The following is a 12475-nucleotide window of genomic DNA, read 5'->3' as shown; positions in this document are numbered from 1 at the left end:
ATGTCCCCCACCCACCGCGACACCGCCTCCCCCGTCAGCACCGTGGCCATCGTCGGAGCGGGCACCATCGGTCTGTCCTGGGCCGCCCTGTTCGCCGCGCACGGCCTGCGCGTGACCGTCACCGATCCACGCCCTGACCTGGACGAAGCCGTGGCCGAGGCGCTGCCGATGCTTGCGGAAGGGCTGCCCGGCTCCGATGCCGAGGAGCTGCGCGGCCGTATCCGTACGACGCACGACCTCGCCGAAGCCGTCGCCGACGCGGACCTCGTGCAGGAGAACGGCCCGGAGAACCTGGAGTTCAAGCAGCGACTGTTCGCCGACATCGCGCGGCACGCCCCCGCCGGGGCCCTGCTGGCCACGTCCAGCTCCGGCATCGTCGCCACCGCCATCGCCGCGCCGCTGCCCGACGGGACCGCCGCCCGGCTGCTGGTCGCGCACCCCTTCAACCCGCCGCATCTCGTCCCGCTGGTGGAGATCGTGCCCGGTGAACGCACCTCCGAGGAGGCCGTCGACGCCGTCACCGCCTTCTACCGGGCGCTGGGCAAGACGCCGGTACGGCTGCACAAGGAGCTGCCCGGGTTCGCGGCCAACCGGCTGCAGGGTGCCATCCTCCAGGAGGCGATGCACCTCGTGCTCACCGGTGTGCTCGACGCCGGTGAGGTGGACACCGTGATGAAGGCGTCGCTGGGCGGCCGGTACGCCACCGTCGGGCCGTTCGAGAGCTTCCACCTCGGCGGTGGCCCCGGCGGCATCCGGCACATGCTGGACCACCTCGGCCCCGGTCTCGTGGAGGGCTGGCAGCGTCTCGGCCACCCGGAACTGGATGCCGCCGCCACTGCCACGGTCGTCGCGCAGACCGAAGCCGCGTACGGGCAGGGCCCCGACGCCTACCGGGAGCGCGCCGCGCTGCGCGACCGCAAGCAGCTCGCCCTCAACGACGTACTCGGCCGGGCCGAGCGCGCCTGAAGCAGGCAGCCGGTACCGGCCCCACACACGAAACACAGCGACAACGAGCACATCCAGGAGCACCCCATGCCCAAGCCCGCCAATCCCACCCCCGACTTCTTCGGTTTCGCCGACCTCCTCGACGACGGCGAGCGCGCCGAGCTCGCCGCGATCCGCGCCTATCTGGAGGCCGAGATCAAGCCGCTGGCCAACGACGCCTGGGACCGGGCGGAGTTCCCCTTCGAGGCGGTCGACAAGATCGCCAAGCTGGGGCTGGCCGGATACCACTACCCCGAGTACGGTGACGGCCGCCCGCGCAGTGAGCTGTTCGCCGGCTTCCTCAACCTGGAACTCAACCGCGTCGACCCGTCCCTGGCGGTGTTCGCCGGGGTGCACAACGGCCTGGCGATGGGCTCCATCCACGGCGGCGGCGACCAGGAGCAGCGTGACCGCTGGCTGCCGGACATGGCCGCGATGCGGAGCATCGGCGCCTTCGCCCTGACCGAGCCGGAGGGTGGCTCGGACGTCGCCGGCGGGATGCGCACCACGGCCCGGCGCGAGGGCGACACATGGGTCCTCAACGGCGCCAAGCGGTGGATCGGCAACGGCACCTTCGCCGACGTGGTCGTGGTCTGGGCGCGCGACACCGCCGACGGCAACGTCAAGGGATTCGTGGTGGAGAAGGGCACCCCCGGCTTCACCGCCACGAAGATCGAGGGCAAGATCGCGCTGCGGACCGTGCAGAACGCGGACATCACGCTGGACGAGGTCCGCGTCCCCGAGGCGAACCGGCTCCAGCGGATCAACAGTTTCCGCGACACCGCCGCCGTCCTGGCGCGCACCCGCGGCGGAGTGGCCTGGCAGGCGCTGGGCGTGGCCGTACGCGCCTACGAACTCGCCCGCCAGTACGCCGTCGACCGTGTGCAGTTCGGCAAGCCCATCGGCGCCTTCCAGATGATCCAGGACCTGCTGGTCAAGATGCTCGGCAACATCACCGCCATGTTCGGCATGGTCGTACGCCTGAACCAGCTCACCGCCGCCGGGCAGGCCGGCGCGGAACAGGCCGCACTGGCCAAGGCCTTCACCACGACCCGGATGCGCGAGTGCGTCGCCTGGGCGCGCGAGCTGTTCGGCGGCAACGGCATCGTCCTCGATTACGAGATCGCGAAGTTCTTCGCCGACGCGGAGGCGGTCTACTCCTTCGAGGGCTCCCGCGAGATGAACACCCTCATCGTCGGCAAGTCCATCACCGGGCTCAGCGCCTTCGCGTAACCGCAGACACGCCGACACCGCTCCCGCTTGTACGGGGGCGGCGTCGGCGTGTCCGCGGTGGCGGTCGTCATGAGGTGGGAGGGGCCGAGGGTGACGCGGAGGCCGGGGCGGCGGCCGGGGGTGTGCGGGAGGAGACAGGGCGGGCGGCGCCGGCCCGTGCGGAGGCGACGGCGGCGGCCGATTTCATGCGTTCCTCGTCGTACTGCTTCCAGTCCGCGGGCGGCCAGGTCGCCTCGGGGGCCGCGAGCGACCGGTCGATGTGCTCCCGCAGCCCCTCCCCGAAGAAGTCGGACACCTGCCGTACCAGCTTCAGCGCCTCGATGGTGCCCGAGCTGAGAGGCCTGGCCATCCGGTCCGTACCGCCCGGCACGCTGCGCGGGGGCAGGTGCGCGTGGTGCGCCGCCCGCAGGGCGTGGCTGTGCAGACCGGCGCACGCGTAACCGATCGCCAGGGCGATCCGCCGCACCGCGTCGTCGGCCCCATGTGTCAGCTCGCCTGCGCCCAGGAGCGTCTGATGAGGGCTGCCGGGCCCTTCGAGGCCGTCCGCCGTGCGCGGCGGGAGCTTTTTCTCCTCGGCGTCGAGCAGCCGGTGCGCCCGTTCCATGACGGACGCGACGAAGGCCAGTTCTTCCAGGTCGATGGAGTGGGTCATGCCGTTCCTCCCGTGCCGTGTGCGTACAACGGCACCGTAGGGACGGCCGGTCCCATACATGACCCGATCCGCCGAAAGCAGACCCATTGGAGTTACGGACGGGCCTGCCCGCGGTACGTCGGCGGCCGGTCAGTGGGCGATGGAGTCGATGAGGTCGCGCGCGCCCTGGCGCAGCAGTGTGACCGCCACGGACGTGCCCAGGGTGGCCGGGTCGAGCGGCCCGGCCCACTCGTGGGCGTTGAGCACGGTCTTGCCGTCCGGGGTGAAGACGCAGGCCTGCAACGACAGTTCGCCGTTGCGCTCGGTCCTCGCGTACCCGGCGATCGGCGCATTGCAGTGCCCCTGGAGGACGTGCAGGAACATCCGTTCGGCGGTCGCCTCCCGGAAGGTGTCGCGGTCGCCGAGCGCGCTGACCGCGTCAATGGTGCCGGTGTCGTCCTCGCGGCACTGGAGGGCCAGGATCCCGGCGCCGATGGGCGGACACATCGTCTCGGCCGGCAGGATCTCGGTGATCACGTCGCGGCGGCCGATGCGGTCCAGCCCGGACACGGCCAGCAGCAGGGCGTCGGCGTCCCCCGCGTGGAGCTTCTCCAGGCGGCGGTTGGCGTTGCCGCGCATCGGCACGCACCTCAGGTGCGGGTACGAGGCGGCGAGCTGGGCGACACGGCGTACGGAGGACGTGCCGATCCGTGTGCCGGCGGGCAGCTGGCCGAGGGTGAGCCCGCCGGGGTGGACGAGGGCGTCGCGGATGTCGTCCCGTTCGAGAAAGGCCGCGAAGGTGGTACCGGCGGGCAGCGGGCGGTCCGCCGGTACGTCCTTGACGCAGTGCACGGCGAGGTCCGCCTCCCCGGCCAGCAGCGCGGCGTCCACCTCCTTGGTGAAGGCGCCCTTCCCGCCGAGTGCGGACAGATCACCCGTCCAGCGGTCTCCGGACGTCGTGACCGGCACGACCTCCGTACGGATTCCGGGGTGCAGAGCGGCCAGCTCGGCTCGTACGCGCTCCACCTGGGCGAGGGCCATGGGAGAGGAACGCGAGACGATGCGGATCAGTTCAGGGGCGGACATGGCGTACACCATAGGGCGTCGGCCCCTGGCGCCGGCCTCAGGCACTTGGACGACGGCATCGGCATCGGCACCGGCATCGGCACCAGGCTGCTGGTGCTCCGTCAGGAGCTGGAGCGCGCACGGCGCCTTCATCAACGGCTCGCGCGGCACCGCAGCGGTCGCGTCCTGGGGCGGCGTCCGCCTGCTGACGACCGGTGAGAAAGGCCGTGGAGAGCGGGTCGCGGGGGTGCCGTCACCCCGTTCGCCCGTCCCGGCGTGCGGACCGGCGAGGGCTGGGTCAAGGTCATCTCGTCAGGTCCACCCACCTCACCCTCAGGAGAAACACATGCTTCGTAACGTCGCGATCACCCTCGCCGGTGTCACGGCGGCCGGTTTCCTGGCCGCCGGGCCCGCTGCCGCCGACTCGGGCGGCGGCGCCGTCGCGGGCGGCGCGTACGGCTCCGGCGGCTACTCGTCGGAGAACACGCTCGGCGGGTACCGTCACTACAACGTCGGCGGCCCCACGGGCGTCACCTCCACCGGCGCGGCGTACGCCCACAGCAAGGCGAGTGGCGAATTCGACTACGGCCGTTACTTCAAGGCCGTCTGGCGCTGACCCGCACGTCGCGTCGGCCCGCCGCCGGCCGCGCCCCGCGCCCGTTCCCGCGGCGCGGGGGCGCGTGGGCACCGTCGGGCGCACGCCGACGGCTCTGTGGCACCGGCCGCCGCCTCCCCTTCACGCACGCGTTCGCATGCCCTGCGCCGGGCATCGCGACGGCGGTCGCTGCCACGCCACAAGCCTGCCCCACGGTTCCGGCACTCCGTGGCGGATGACGGAACGCAGACAGAGCGGCTCCCGCCGGAATCTTCCGGCGGGAGCCGCTCTGCGGTGCGCCGGTGCCGGCCGCGGCGGTGTCAGCCGGGACACCGCCGCGGGGTCATCAGCTGTGGCTCCGGTCCGGTGCCTCCAGGACGAAGACGGGGATCTCGCGGGTGGTCTTCTGCTGATAGTCGGCGTAGTCGGGGTACGCCTCGACCGCGCGCCCCCACCACAGCGCCTTCTCCTCGCCCTTGACCTCACGGGCCACCAGGTCCATGCGTACGGGACCGTCCTGCAGCTCCACCCGAGGATCCGCCACGATGTTGTGGTACCAGACCGGATGCTTGGGAGCACCGCCCAGAGAAGCGACGACGGCGTAGGTGCCCTCGTGCTCCACCCGCATCAGCGGAGACTTGCGGATCTTGCCCGACTTGGCTCCCTTGGTGGTCAGGATGATGACGGGCAGGCCCCGCATCGTCGTCCCCTTGGTGCCGCCGCTGCTCTCGTACAGCTCGACCTGGTCCCGTACCCACTTCTCCGGGCTCGGCTCGTACTCGCCCTCAAGTGGCATGGCATCCGTCCCATCGTCGTATCGTCGTCCGCCCGTGCGGGCGTCGTGTCGTACGGCCCCGTCCGCGGCCCACCGGCCGCCGTGACCGTCCTGACCCTTCCTCAACAAGGGGGGCGCCCGCAATCATCCCGCCGGGTGTCGCGGCCGGCGACGGACGTACGGGCCGGGCGCTGTGCGCGCAGGGCGTGACCGACTCCCCGCTCGGTACTGCTGACCTCCTGCTACCGCGCCGGTGCTCCCGCTCCGCTCATGGCTGCCTTGTGCTGGCGGCCTGCCAGACGGGAGCCGGACTCGCGGCGGGTGGTCCTGCGCAGGAGGGGCACGGCGAGGAGGAAGCCGACGACGGCCCACGCGGTGAGGACCAGGGCGATCGTGGGCAGTTGCCAGGACCCCGACGCCTCGGCGGCGAGGGCGCTGTCCGGCAGCAGTGCCGACCGCAGGCCCTGCGCCATCCACTTGAGCGGGAAGACCGCGGCTATCTGCTGTACGACCTGAGGCAGCCGGGTGACCGGGAACATCGTCCCGGAAATGATCAGCAGCGCCATGGAGGGCAGCATGATCAGGGCGAGTGCCTCCCGCGGGTTGGGCAGGACGGCGCCTATCGCAGCGCCGAGCGGAACCACCGCGAGCAGCCCGAGGCCGGTGACCCAGAACAAGGTGAGCCACTGGGCGGGGCTCGCCGGCAACGGGCCGTCGGCCAGCACCGCGCCGGCCACGAGCAGGAGGACGAGGTTGCCCACGGCCATGCCCACGATCAGCAGTGCCTTGGCCACCAGGTACGCCGGTATACCGCCCGGTGTGGCCCGCAACCGCAGCAGCGCGCCCTCTTCGCGTTCGGTGACGAGCATCTGCGGGATGTTCACCACACCGAGCTGGAAGAGCAGGTAGGCGGAGAACCCGGCCATCATCAGGTGGCCCATCGGCAGCTGCGTGCCCCGCACGGGATCGTCGATGGTCACGGCCAGCACGATGGCCACCACGACGTTCACCAGATGGCCGCCCAGCTCCTTCTTGCTGCGCAGCAGCTGGCGCAGCTCGATGCCACCGCGCCGGACCCCCGCCCGCAGGATGCGCTGCGCTCCCGTCCCCCTCATGCGGCACTGTCCTCTCGGTCCCCGGAGTCGGCCGGGTGTCGGTACTCGGTGTTCACCATGTGTAGGTAGGTGTCCTCCAGCGTCGGGCGGCGCACCTCCAGGTCGGCTATCGGTCCCCCGATGTCACGGTGCAGTTCCCACACCAGCTGGGAGGGGTCCTCGGTGCGTTCGCTGCGCGAGGTCCCGTCCTGGGCCGTCCAGCGCACCTCGGCGCGCGCCGCGGCCTGCCGGGCCAGTTCGGCGGGGGTGCCGCAGACGCGTATACGCCCGTCGACCAGCACGGCGATACGGTCGGCGAGGCGCTCGGCCTCGCTGAGGTCGTGGGTGGTGAGCAGGACCGTCACGCCCTCGTCGCGGGCGAGCTTCTCGACCAGGACGTGGAACTCGTACCGCGCCTCCGGGTCGAAGCCGGTGGTGGGTTCGTCGAGGAAGAGCAGCTCGGGGCGGCCGACGATGCCGAGGGCGACGTCGAGCCGGCGACGCTGGCCGCCGGAGAGCTTGCCCACCTGCTGGTTCGCCTGCGCGGTCAGGCCGACGAGTCCGAGCAGCTCTCTCGGGTCACGCGGGTCGGGGTAGTACTCGGCGAAGTGCCCCAGCAGCTCTCCCACCCGCCATCTGGCGTGGTCGCGCCAGGACTGGAGGACGAGGCCGAGGCGTCCGCGCCAGGCGTCGTCGCCGCGCACCGGGTCCGTACCGAGAACGTGGACGTCACCGCGCGAGCGCCGGCGGAAGCCTTCGAGTATCTCGACGGTGGTGGTCTTCCCGGCGCCGTTCGGGCCGAGCAGGGCGAAGATCTCGCCGCGCTGGATGTCCAGGTCGACGCCTTGCAGCACTTCCCTGGAGCCGTAGGACATCCGCAGGTCGCGGACCCGTACGACCGGTTCGGGCATGGTCATCGGCGGGCCTCCGTCCGCATCGGCCGGGTGCTCGCGGCGTCCGCACGGGCGGAGTCCGCACGCACTGAGCCGGCGCTGGCCGGCTCGGCTGCGGGCGAGGAGGTCACGGTGCCTGTGGGCGGGCTCGTCCCGGCCCCTTCGACGATCGCGCGCAGCGCCGCCACGTGCCCTTCGAACGCGGTCCGGCCCCGGGCGGTGAGCCGCACCTTGGTACGGCGCTTGCGCCCGCCGCCCTCCTTCTGGATCTCCAGGTACTGGGCCTCCTCCAGCGTGTGCAGTTGTTTGGAGAGTGCCGAGTCGCTGAGCGAGAGGCTGTCCCGGATGAAGGGGAAGTCCGCCCATTCGGTGGCGGCGAGCAGGGCGACCACCGAGAGCCGGGTGGAAGGGTGGATCAGTTCGTCGAATCCGCTGGGGGTGCTCATCGGCGGCTCCCGTCGTAGCTGCGCATCGGGGCGAAGGCCCATCGGTTGGCGGGCGCGGTGACGAGCAGGAAGAGGCCCGCGCACAGGGTGGCCTCTATCAGGCTGCCGTACGGCAGTCCGGCCCACTCGACCAGCCAGGAACTGAGGCCTATGCTCCCCCCGCCCAGGGCGGCACCCGCGACGAACACCGCGTACACGCGCCAGGTGTAGCGCGAACGGTGCAGCCGCACCCGCGACTTGCGGCTCGCGCGCACTCCCATGGCGGCCAGCACGCCCACGTACGCCGCCAGGATCACCCAGAGGCACCACTTGGGGAGATCGAGCCCGCTGACGGCCAGATAGCCCCACATCACCGCCGCGATCGGCAGGTATGCCCGCCGCCCCGTCACGGAGCAGCGCTCCAACTCGTCGTAGACCCGCTCCTGCGGTACGCGGATTCTCTGCAGATCCGCCCATGCCTTCTCGGCGTCCACCGGTGTGCTCACGCACATCGCCCCCCTCAGACCTTGACGCGCCGAATCTCCGGCGGCCGGAGCCCCGGCCGCCAGCTTTCCCACTAGGAAAGTTAGCGCAGACTTTCCTGCCTGGCAAGTCGAAACGGGAAGGCGAACCCGGCGAGGGAGCAGCACCCGCGCCGCGGCCCCGTCAGTCGATGACCGCGGTGGCCTCGATCTCGACCAGGTGCTCGGGCACGTCCAGCGCCGCGACGCCGAGCAGCGTGGCGGGCGCCGCCGGGGTGGTCCCCAGCTTCGCGGCCGCCCGCGCGATGCCTTCCAGGAGCCGGGGCATCTTGTCGGGGGTCCAGTCGACGACGTGGACGGTCAGTTTCGCCACGTCGTCGAAGGAACCGCCCGCCGCGGCCAGGGCGGCGCCGACGTTGACGTAGCACTGCTCGACCTGGGCGGCGAGGTCACCTTCGCCGACGGTGGTCCCCTCGGCGTCCCAGGCCACCTGCCCGGCCACGAAGACCAGCTTCGACCCGGTCGCTATCGAGACCTGCCGGTAGACGTCGATCTTCGGCAGTCCGTCGGGGTTCACCAGGGTGATGGCCATGCTGTCTGTCTCCTCAGCGAAAGAGCCCGTGGGCTCGCGTCCGCCGGACCGAAGCGCCCTCGGTCTCTCGCGGTTACTCAGGAACGTTAGGAGAGTGGCCGCTGACCTGGAAGAACGCACTTTTCGGTGCCTGGGGAACCAAAAGGTGACCCAGCAGCTCAGGGCGCGTCCGACGACGGCACGGGAGTGACCGACGGGATGCCCATCAGTCCCGTCCGCCCGAGAGAGCGAGCGGAGCTCAGGCGATCCAGTGCGGTCGGCGCGTGCCGGACGAAGGGGTGAGGCCGTCCGCGAGGGCGGCGGCCATGCGGTGCACGGCCTCGCGGAGAGTGTCCGGAGGCGCGGTGTAGGGGATCCGGAGACGGTGCTCGAAAACGCCGGGGTCGGTGGCGAAGCAGGCGCCGCCCTCGATCCGTACACCGTGGTCCCGTGCCCGGTCGGCCAGCGCCGCCGCGACGGGTGCGCCCAGATCGGCCCAGAGGGAGAGGCCACCGGGCGGCAGTTGCCAGGTCCAGTGCGGGAGGTGTTCGGTCAGAGCGGCGGTGAGGGCGGCACGTTGGGTACGCAGTTGCGCCAGGCGCGCCGGCAGCAGTTCCTCGGACCGTTCCAGCAGGTCGAGGGCCAGAAGCTGGTCCAGGACCGAGCCGCCCATGTCGGTGGCGGCCCGCTGCGCGGCGAGTTCGGTGACCAGCCGGGCGGGGGCGCGCAGCCAGCCGATGCGCAGGCCCGCCCAGTGGGTCTTGCTCATCGAACCGGTGGTGATGACCTGGCCGGCCCCGCCCGGTGCGGCGTGGGCGGCGAACGGCGGCGGGGCGGGGACGTCGAGGGCCAGGTCGGTCAGGGTCTCGTCGACGACCAGCCAGGTACCGGAGCGCTGGGCGGCGCGCAGGATACGGGCGCGCGCCTCCGCGGGCATGAGGCAGCCGGTCGGGTTGTGGAAGTCGGGGATCAGGTAGGCCAGCCGGGGCGCGGACTGGCGCAGGGACGATTCGGCGGTCCCGGTGTCCCAGCCGGCGTCGGTCACGGGCACCGGCACGGCACGCAGCCGGGCACGCCGCAGGGCCTCCAGGGCGTTCGGGTAGGACGGGTTCTCGACCAGGACCCGGTCGCCGGGGCCGCACAGCAGGCCGAGCACGAGCGTGAGGGCGTGCTGGGCCCCGGAGGTGACGAGGACCTGTTCGGGCACGGTGGCCAGGCCTCGACGGGTGAAACGTCCGGCGATGGCGGCGCGCAGTTGCGGCAGGCCGTACGGGTGGTAGCCGGGCGTGTCGACGTGCTCGGCCAACTGCGGTGACACCCGGGCGAGAGCATCGGCGAGAGCGCGGTGCGGCAGGGCTGGGGCGGCTCTGGCCAGGTCGATCACGGGGTCACGGGCGCCGAGGAGCCGTGTGACGCCGCGGGGAGTACGGCCTTCGGGCAGGGCCGTCCACGTGCCGGCGCCCTGGCGGCTGTGCGCGTAACCGCTCTCGCGCAGCAGGTCGTAGACGGCGGTGACGGTGGGCCGGCTGATGTCGAGAGCGGCGGCGAGTTCGCGTTCGGCGGGGAGTCTGACGTGCAGGGCGATGCGGCCGTCCAGGATCAGCTCACCGATCGCCTGCGCCAGGTGGCGGTAGGCGGGTCTGGCTCCGGACGGGTCGGGCAGCAGCGCGGCCAGCTGCCGGCTCCCCAGCGTGCGGTCCGGGCGCCCTGCGCCGTTCACGGCCCGGGACGGCCCGGTGTCCGCCATGCCACTCCCCGGTGTCGGCTGGATCCGCCTGATCGGCTGAATCGGCTGAACCAGCCATGTCGTGCCGGCTCATCACTGTACAGAGCCGTCCGGATCACGCCCGGCAGCAGCCGGACGTGACGGACAGGAAGGCAAGAAGGCACCAGCCATGGAGATCCGACAGTGACGGGCCGGGAGACACGACGGTGACGGGCCTGGAGGCGAAGGACTTGGAGGCGAAGGACTTGGAGGTGGCGGGCGCGGAGGTGGCGGGCGCGGAGGGGTGTCACCGCCCGTTCGCGGCTACTCCGGTACCTTCCGTACGGCGATGATCAACCAACCCGGTCGTGCCCGCACGGCCGGCCCTTCCAGGAGACACGGCATGAGCAGCGAACCGACCATGCGCACGATCACCCAGGACGCCACCGGCGGTCCCGAGGTGCTGTACCTGACCCGGGCGCCCCGGCCGGCGCCGCTGCCCACCGAGGTGCTCGTACGGGTGCAGTCCGCCGGAGTGAACCCGATCGACTGGAAGACCCGGCAGGGCGGCGGAATGGCCGGGGTCCTCGGTGACCCGCCGTTCTCGGTGGGCTGGGACGTCAGCGGCGTCGTGGAGGAGGTCGGATTCGGCGTGCACACGCTCCAGGTGGGCGACGAGGTGTACGGGATGCCCTGGTTCCCACGGCAGGCCGGCGCGTACGGCGAGTACGTGACCGCGCCCTCGCGGCACTTCGCCCGCAAGCCGGCCACGCTCGACCACGACCACGCGGCCGCCGTGCCACTGGCCGCGCTGACCGCGTGGCAGTGCCTGGTGGACGCGGCGCACGTCGAGGCCGGCCAACGGGTGCTCATCCACGCGGCGGCGGGCGGCGTCGGCCACTTCGCGGTGCAGTTCGCCAAGCACCTGGGCGCGCACGTCATCGGTACGGCGCGGGCGGCCAAGCACGACTGGCTGCGCTCACTCGGGGCGGACGAGCTGGTCGACTACACGCGGGAGCGCTTCGAGGAAGTCGTACGCGACGTGGACGTCGTCATCGACCTGGTGGGGGACGAGCAGGACGCGACCAGCACCCGTTCCCTGCGTACGCTGCGGTCCGGCGGCACGCTGATCGCGGTGCCCTCCGGGGCCTCGCCCGAGCTGATGGAGGCCGCCCGTGCGCAGGGAGTGCGGGCGAGCGGGTTCCTGGTGGAACCGGACGGCGCGGCGCTCACCCGTATCGGCGGCCTCATCGACGAGGGGGCGGTGTCGGTGGAGGTCGAGGACGTACTGCCGCTGGCCGAGGCCGCCGAGGCGCACCGCCGGGGCGAGGAGGGCCGCACCCGCGGAAAGCTGGTGCTGCGCGTGGCGCCCTGAGGTCATGCGCCGCCGCGGCCGCTGAACGGGTGGCCGGCATTCCGGCCACCGCAATGCGCGGAGTTCGGCGGCCCCGGGTCGGCGCCGGGAAAGTCCTACGCGTCGACCCATTCGTGGGACTGGGCCTGCTTCAGAAGGCGCTGGCGGGCCTGGAGGATCTGCTCGCCGGTCATGCTCGGCACGCCGGTCACCAGCAGTTCGGTCACCTCGTCGAGGAACTCCTGGGCGGAGAGGGTGTCGCACAGGACACCGTCCTCGAAATTGCCGTCGTGCGCCGCGCTCTGCGCGCGGTGCGCGCCGCCGGAGCGGCCGGGGGCGCCTTCCAGGAAACGCACTTCGGACGCCTTGGGGCCGCGGTCGCCCTCGTCCACCAGGAATTCGACCTTGACGCCGGGGGCCATCAGCCCCTTGTCGAATTCCAGATCGTTCACGTGCACGAAGACGTCTTCTCCGCCGTCGTCCGGGACGACGAATCCGTAGCCGCGTACCTCGTCGAACCGAATGACCTTGCCAGAAACCATCACTGTGCCCCAGACCCCAATTCCACAACTGCCCGCAAATTCCGCACCCTGTCGCCGTCGACCCGACGGCGTGCCGTTCCCGCCGGCTGCACCGGCAGAGGTTATCGCCGAAGGCGGAGACGATTC

General features: G+C 71.8%; 15 protein-coding genes. 5 read left to right on the top strand and 10 right to left on the bottom strand.

Going from position 1 to position 12475, the window contains the following annotated elements:
- Together AB0L45_RS15845 and AB0L45_RS15840 are read left to right on the top strand one after the other, a co-directional pair.
- Window positions 1-966, top strand: a complete 966-nt coding sequence (locus AB0L45_RS15845) for a 3-hydroxyacyl-CoA dehydrogenase NAD-binding domain-containing protein (RefSeq protein WP_365840090.1) — start codon at window positions 1-3, stop codon at window positions 964-966.
- A 66-nt stretch (window positions 967-1032) separates the two neighbouring features.
- Window positions 1033-2217, top strand: coding sequence for an acyl-CoA dehydrogenase family protein (locus AB0L45_RS15840; protein ID WP_365840089.1), 1185 nt, complete (start codon window positions 1033-1035; stop codon window positions 2215-2217).
- A gap of 67 nt (window positions 2218-2284) precedes the next feature.
- Here the strand turns inward: AB0L45_RS15840 and AB0L45_RS15835 are convergent, their stop codons facing one another.
- Together AB0L45_RS15835 and hemC are read right to left on the bottom strand one after the other, a co-directional pair.
- Entirely contained in the window at window positions 2285-2869 is a 585-nt protein-coding gene (locus AB0L45_RS15835) for a hypothetical protein (RefSeq protein ID WP_365840087.1), read from the bottom strand.
- Between the two features lie 129 nt (window positions 2870-2998).
- The gene (gene hemC / locus AB0L45_RS15830) at window positions 2999-3934 is read right to left on the bottom strand and encodes a hydroxymethylbilane synthase (RefSeq protein ID WP_365840086.1); all 936 of its coding nucleotides are present in this window, start codon (window positions 3932-3934) and stop codon (window positions 2999-3001) included.
- A 45-nt stretch (window positions 3935-3979) separates the two neighbouring features.
- Here hemC and AB0L45_RS15825 point away from each other — a divergent pair, with 45 nt between their 5' ends.
- Entirely contained in the window at window positions 3980-4132 is a 153-nt protein-coding gene (locus AB0L45_RS15825; RefSeq protein WP_365840084.1) for a hypothetical protein, read from the top strand.
- Between the two features lie 127 nt (window positions 4133-4259).
- Window positions 4260-4529, top strand: coding sequence for a hypothetical protein (locus tag AB0L45_RS15820; RefSeq protein WP_365840082.1), 270 nt, complete (start codon window positions 4260-4262; stop codon window positions 4527-4529).
- A gap of 325 nt (window positions 4530-4854) precedes the next feature.
- On the opposite strand, the gene AB0L45_RS15815 is transcribed toward AB0L45_RS15820, so the two are convergent.
- From AB0L45_RS15815 to AB0L45_RS15785, 7 genes are all read right to left on the bottom strand, one after another.
- Window positions 4855-5304 (bottom strand): nitroreductase family deazaflavin-dependent oxidoreductase, encoded by a 450-nt coding sequence (locus AB0L45_RS15815; RefSeq protein ID WP_365840080.1) that lies wholly within the window; start codon window positions 5302-5304, stop codon window positions 4855-4857.
- Window positions 5305-5525: 221 nt separating this feature from the next.
- Window positions 5526-6398, bottom strand: a complete 873-nt coding sequence (locus AB0L45_RS15810; RefSeq protein WP_365840078.1) for an ABC transporter permease — start codon at window positions 6396-6398, stop codon at window positions 5526-5528.
- A complete protein-coding gene (locus AB0L45_RS15805) occupies window positions 6395-7294 on the bottom strand; it encodes an ABC transporter ATP-binding protein (protein ID WP_365840076.1) in 900 nt (299 codons plus the stop codon). The genes AB0L45_RS15810 and AB0L45_RS15805 overlap by 4 nt, the downstream gene beginning before the upstream one ends.
- Window positions 7291-7716 (bottom strand): transcriptional regulator, encoded by a 426-nt coding sequence (locus tag AB0L45_RS15800; RefSeq protein ID WP_365840075.1) that lies wholly within the window; start codon window positions 7714-7716, stop codon window positions 7291-7293. Before AB0L45_RS15800 ends, AB0L45_RS15805 begins: the two co-directional genes overlap by 4 nt.
- A complete protein-coding gene (locus AB0L45_RS15795) occupies window positions 7713-8207 on the bottom strand; it encodes a hypothetical protein (RefSeq protein ID WP_365840074.1) in 495 nt (164 codons plus the stop codon). Before AB0L45_RS15795 ends, AB0L45_RS15800 begins: the two co-directional genes overlap by 4 nt.
- A gap of 154 nt (window positions 8208-8361) precedes the next feature.
- Entirely contained in the window at window positions 8362-8769 is a 408-nt protein-coding gene (locus tag AB0L45_RS15790) for a RidA family protein (RefSeq protein WP_365840073.1), read from the bottom strand.
- Window positions 8770-9007: 238 nt separating this feature from the next.
- Window positions 9008-10495 carry a PLP-dependent aminotransferase family protein gene (locus tag AB0L45_RS15785; RefSeq protein WP_365840071.1) on the bottom strand — a complete coding sequence of 496 codons (1488 nt, stop codon included), beginning with the start codon at window positions 10493-10495 and terminating at the stop codon, window positions 9008-9010.
- Window positions 10496-10856: 361 nt separating this feature from the next.
- On the opposite strand from AB0L45_RS15785, the gene AB0L45_RS15780 reads away from it, so the two are divergent.
- The gene (locus AB0L45_RS15780) at window positions 10857-11828 is read left to right on the top strand and encodes an NADP-dependent oxidoreductase (RefSeq protein ID WP_365840069.1); all 972 of its coding nucleotides are present in this window, start codon (window positions 10857-10859) and stop codon (window positions 11826-11828) included.
- A 95-nt stretch (window positions 11829-11923) separates the two neighbouring features.
- Here AB0L45_RS15780 and AB0L45_RS15775 read toward each other — a convergent pair whose 3' ends face one another.
- Window positions 11924-12349, bottom strand: coding sequence for a cold-shock protein (locus AB0L45_RS15775; protein WP_030021573.1), 426 nt, complete (start codon window positions 12347-12349; stop codon window positions 11924-11926).
- Between the last annotated feature and the right edge of the window lie 126 nt (window positions 12350-12475).

It is taken from the genome of Streptomyces sp. NPDC052496 (genome assembly GCF_040679095.1).
Taxonomy (GTDB): Bacteria; Actinomycetota; Actinomycetes; order Streptomycetales; family Streptomycetaceae; genus Streptomyces.
The sequence above is the reverse complement of the archived record's forward strand: the minus strand, read 5'-3'. Positions and strand labels throughout refer to the sequence as shown.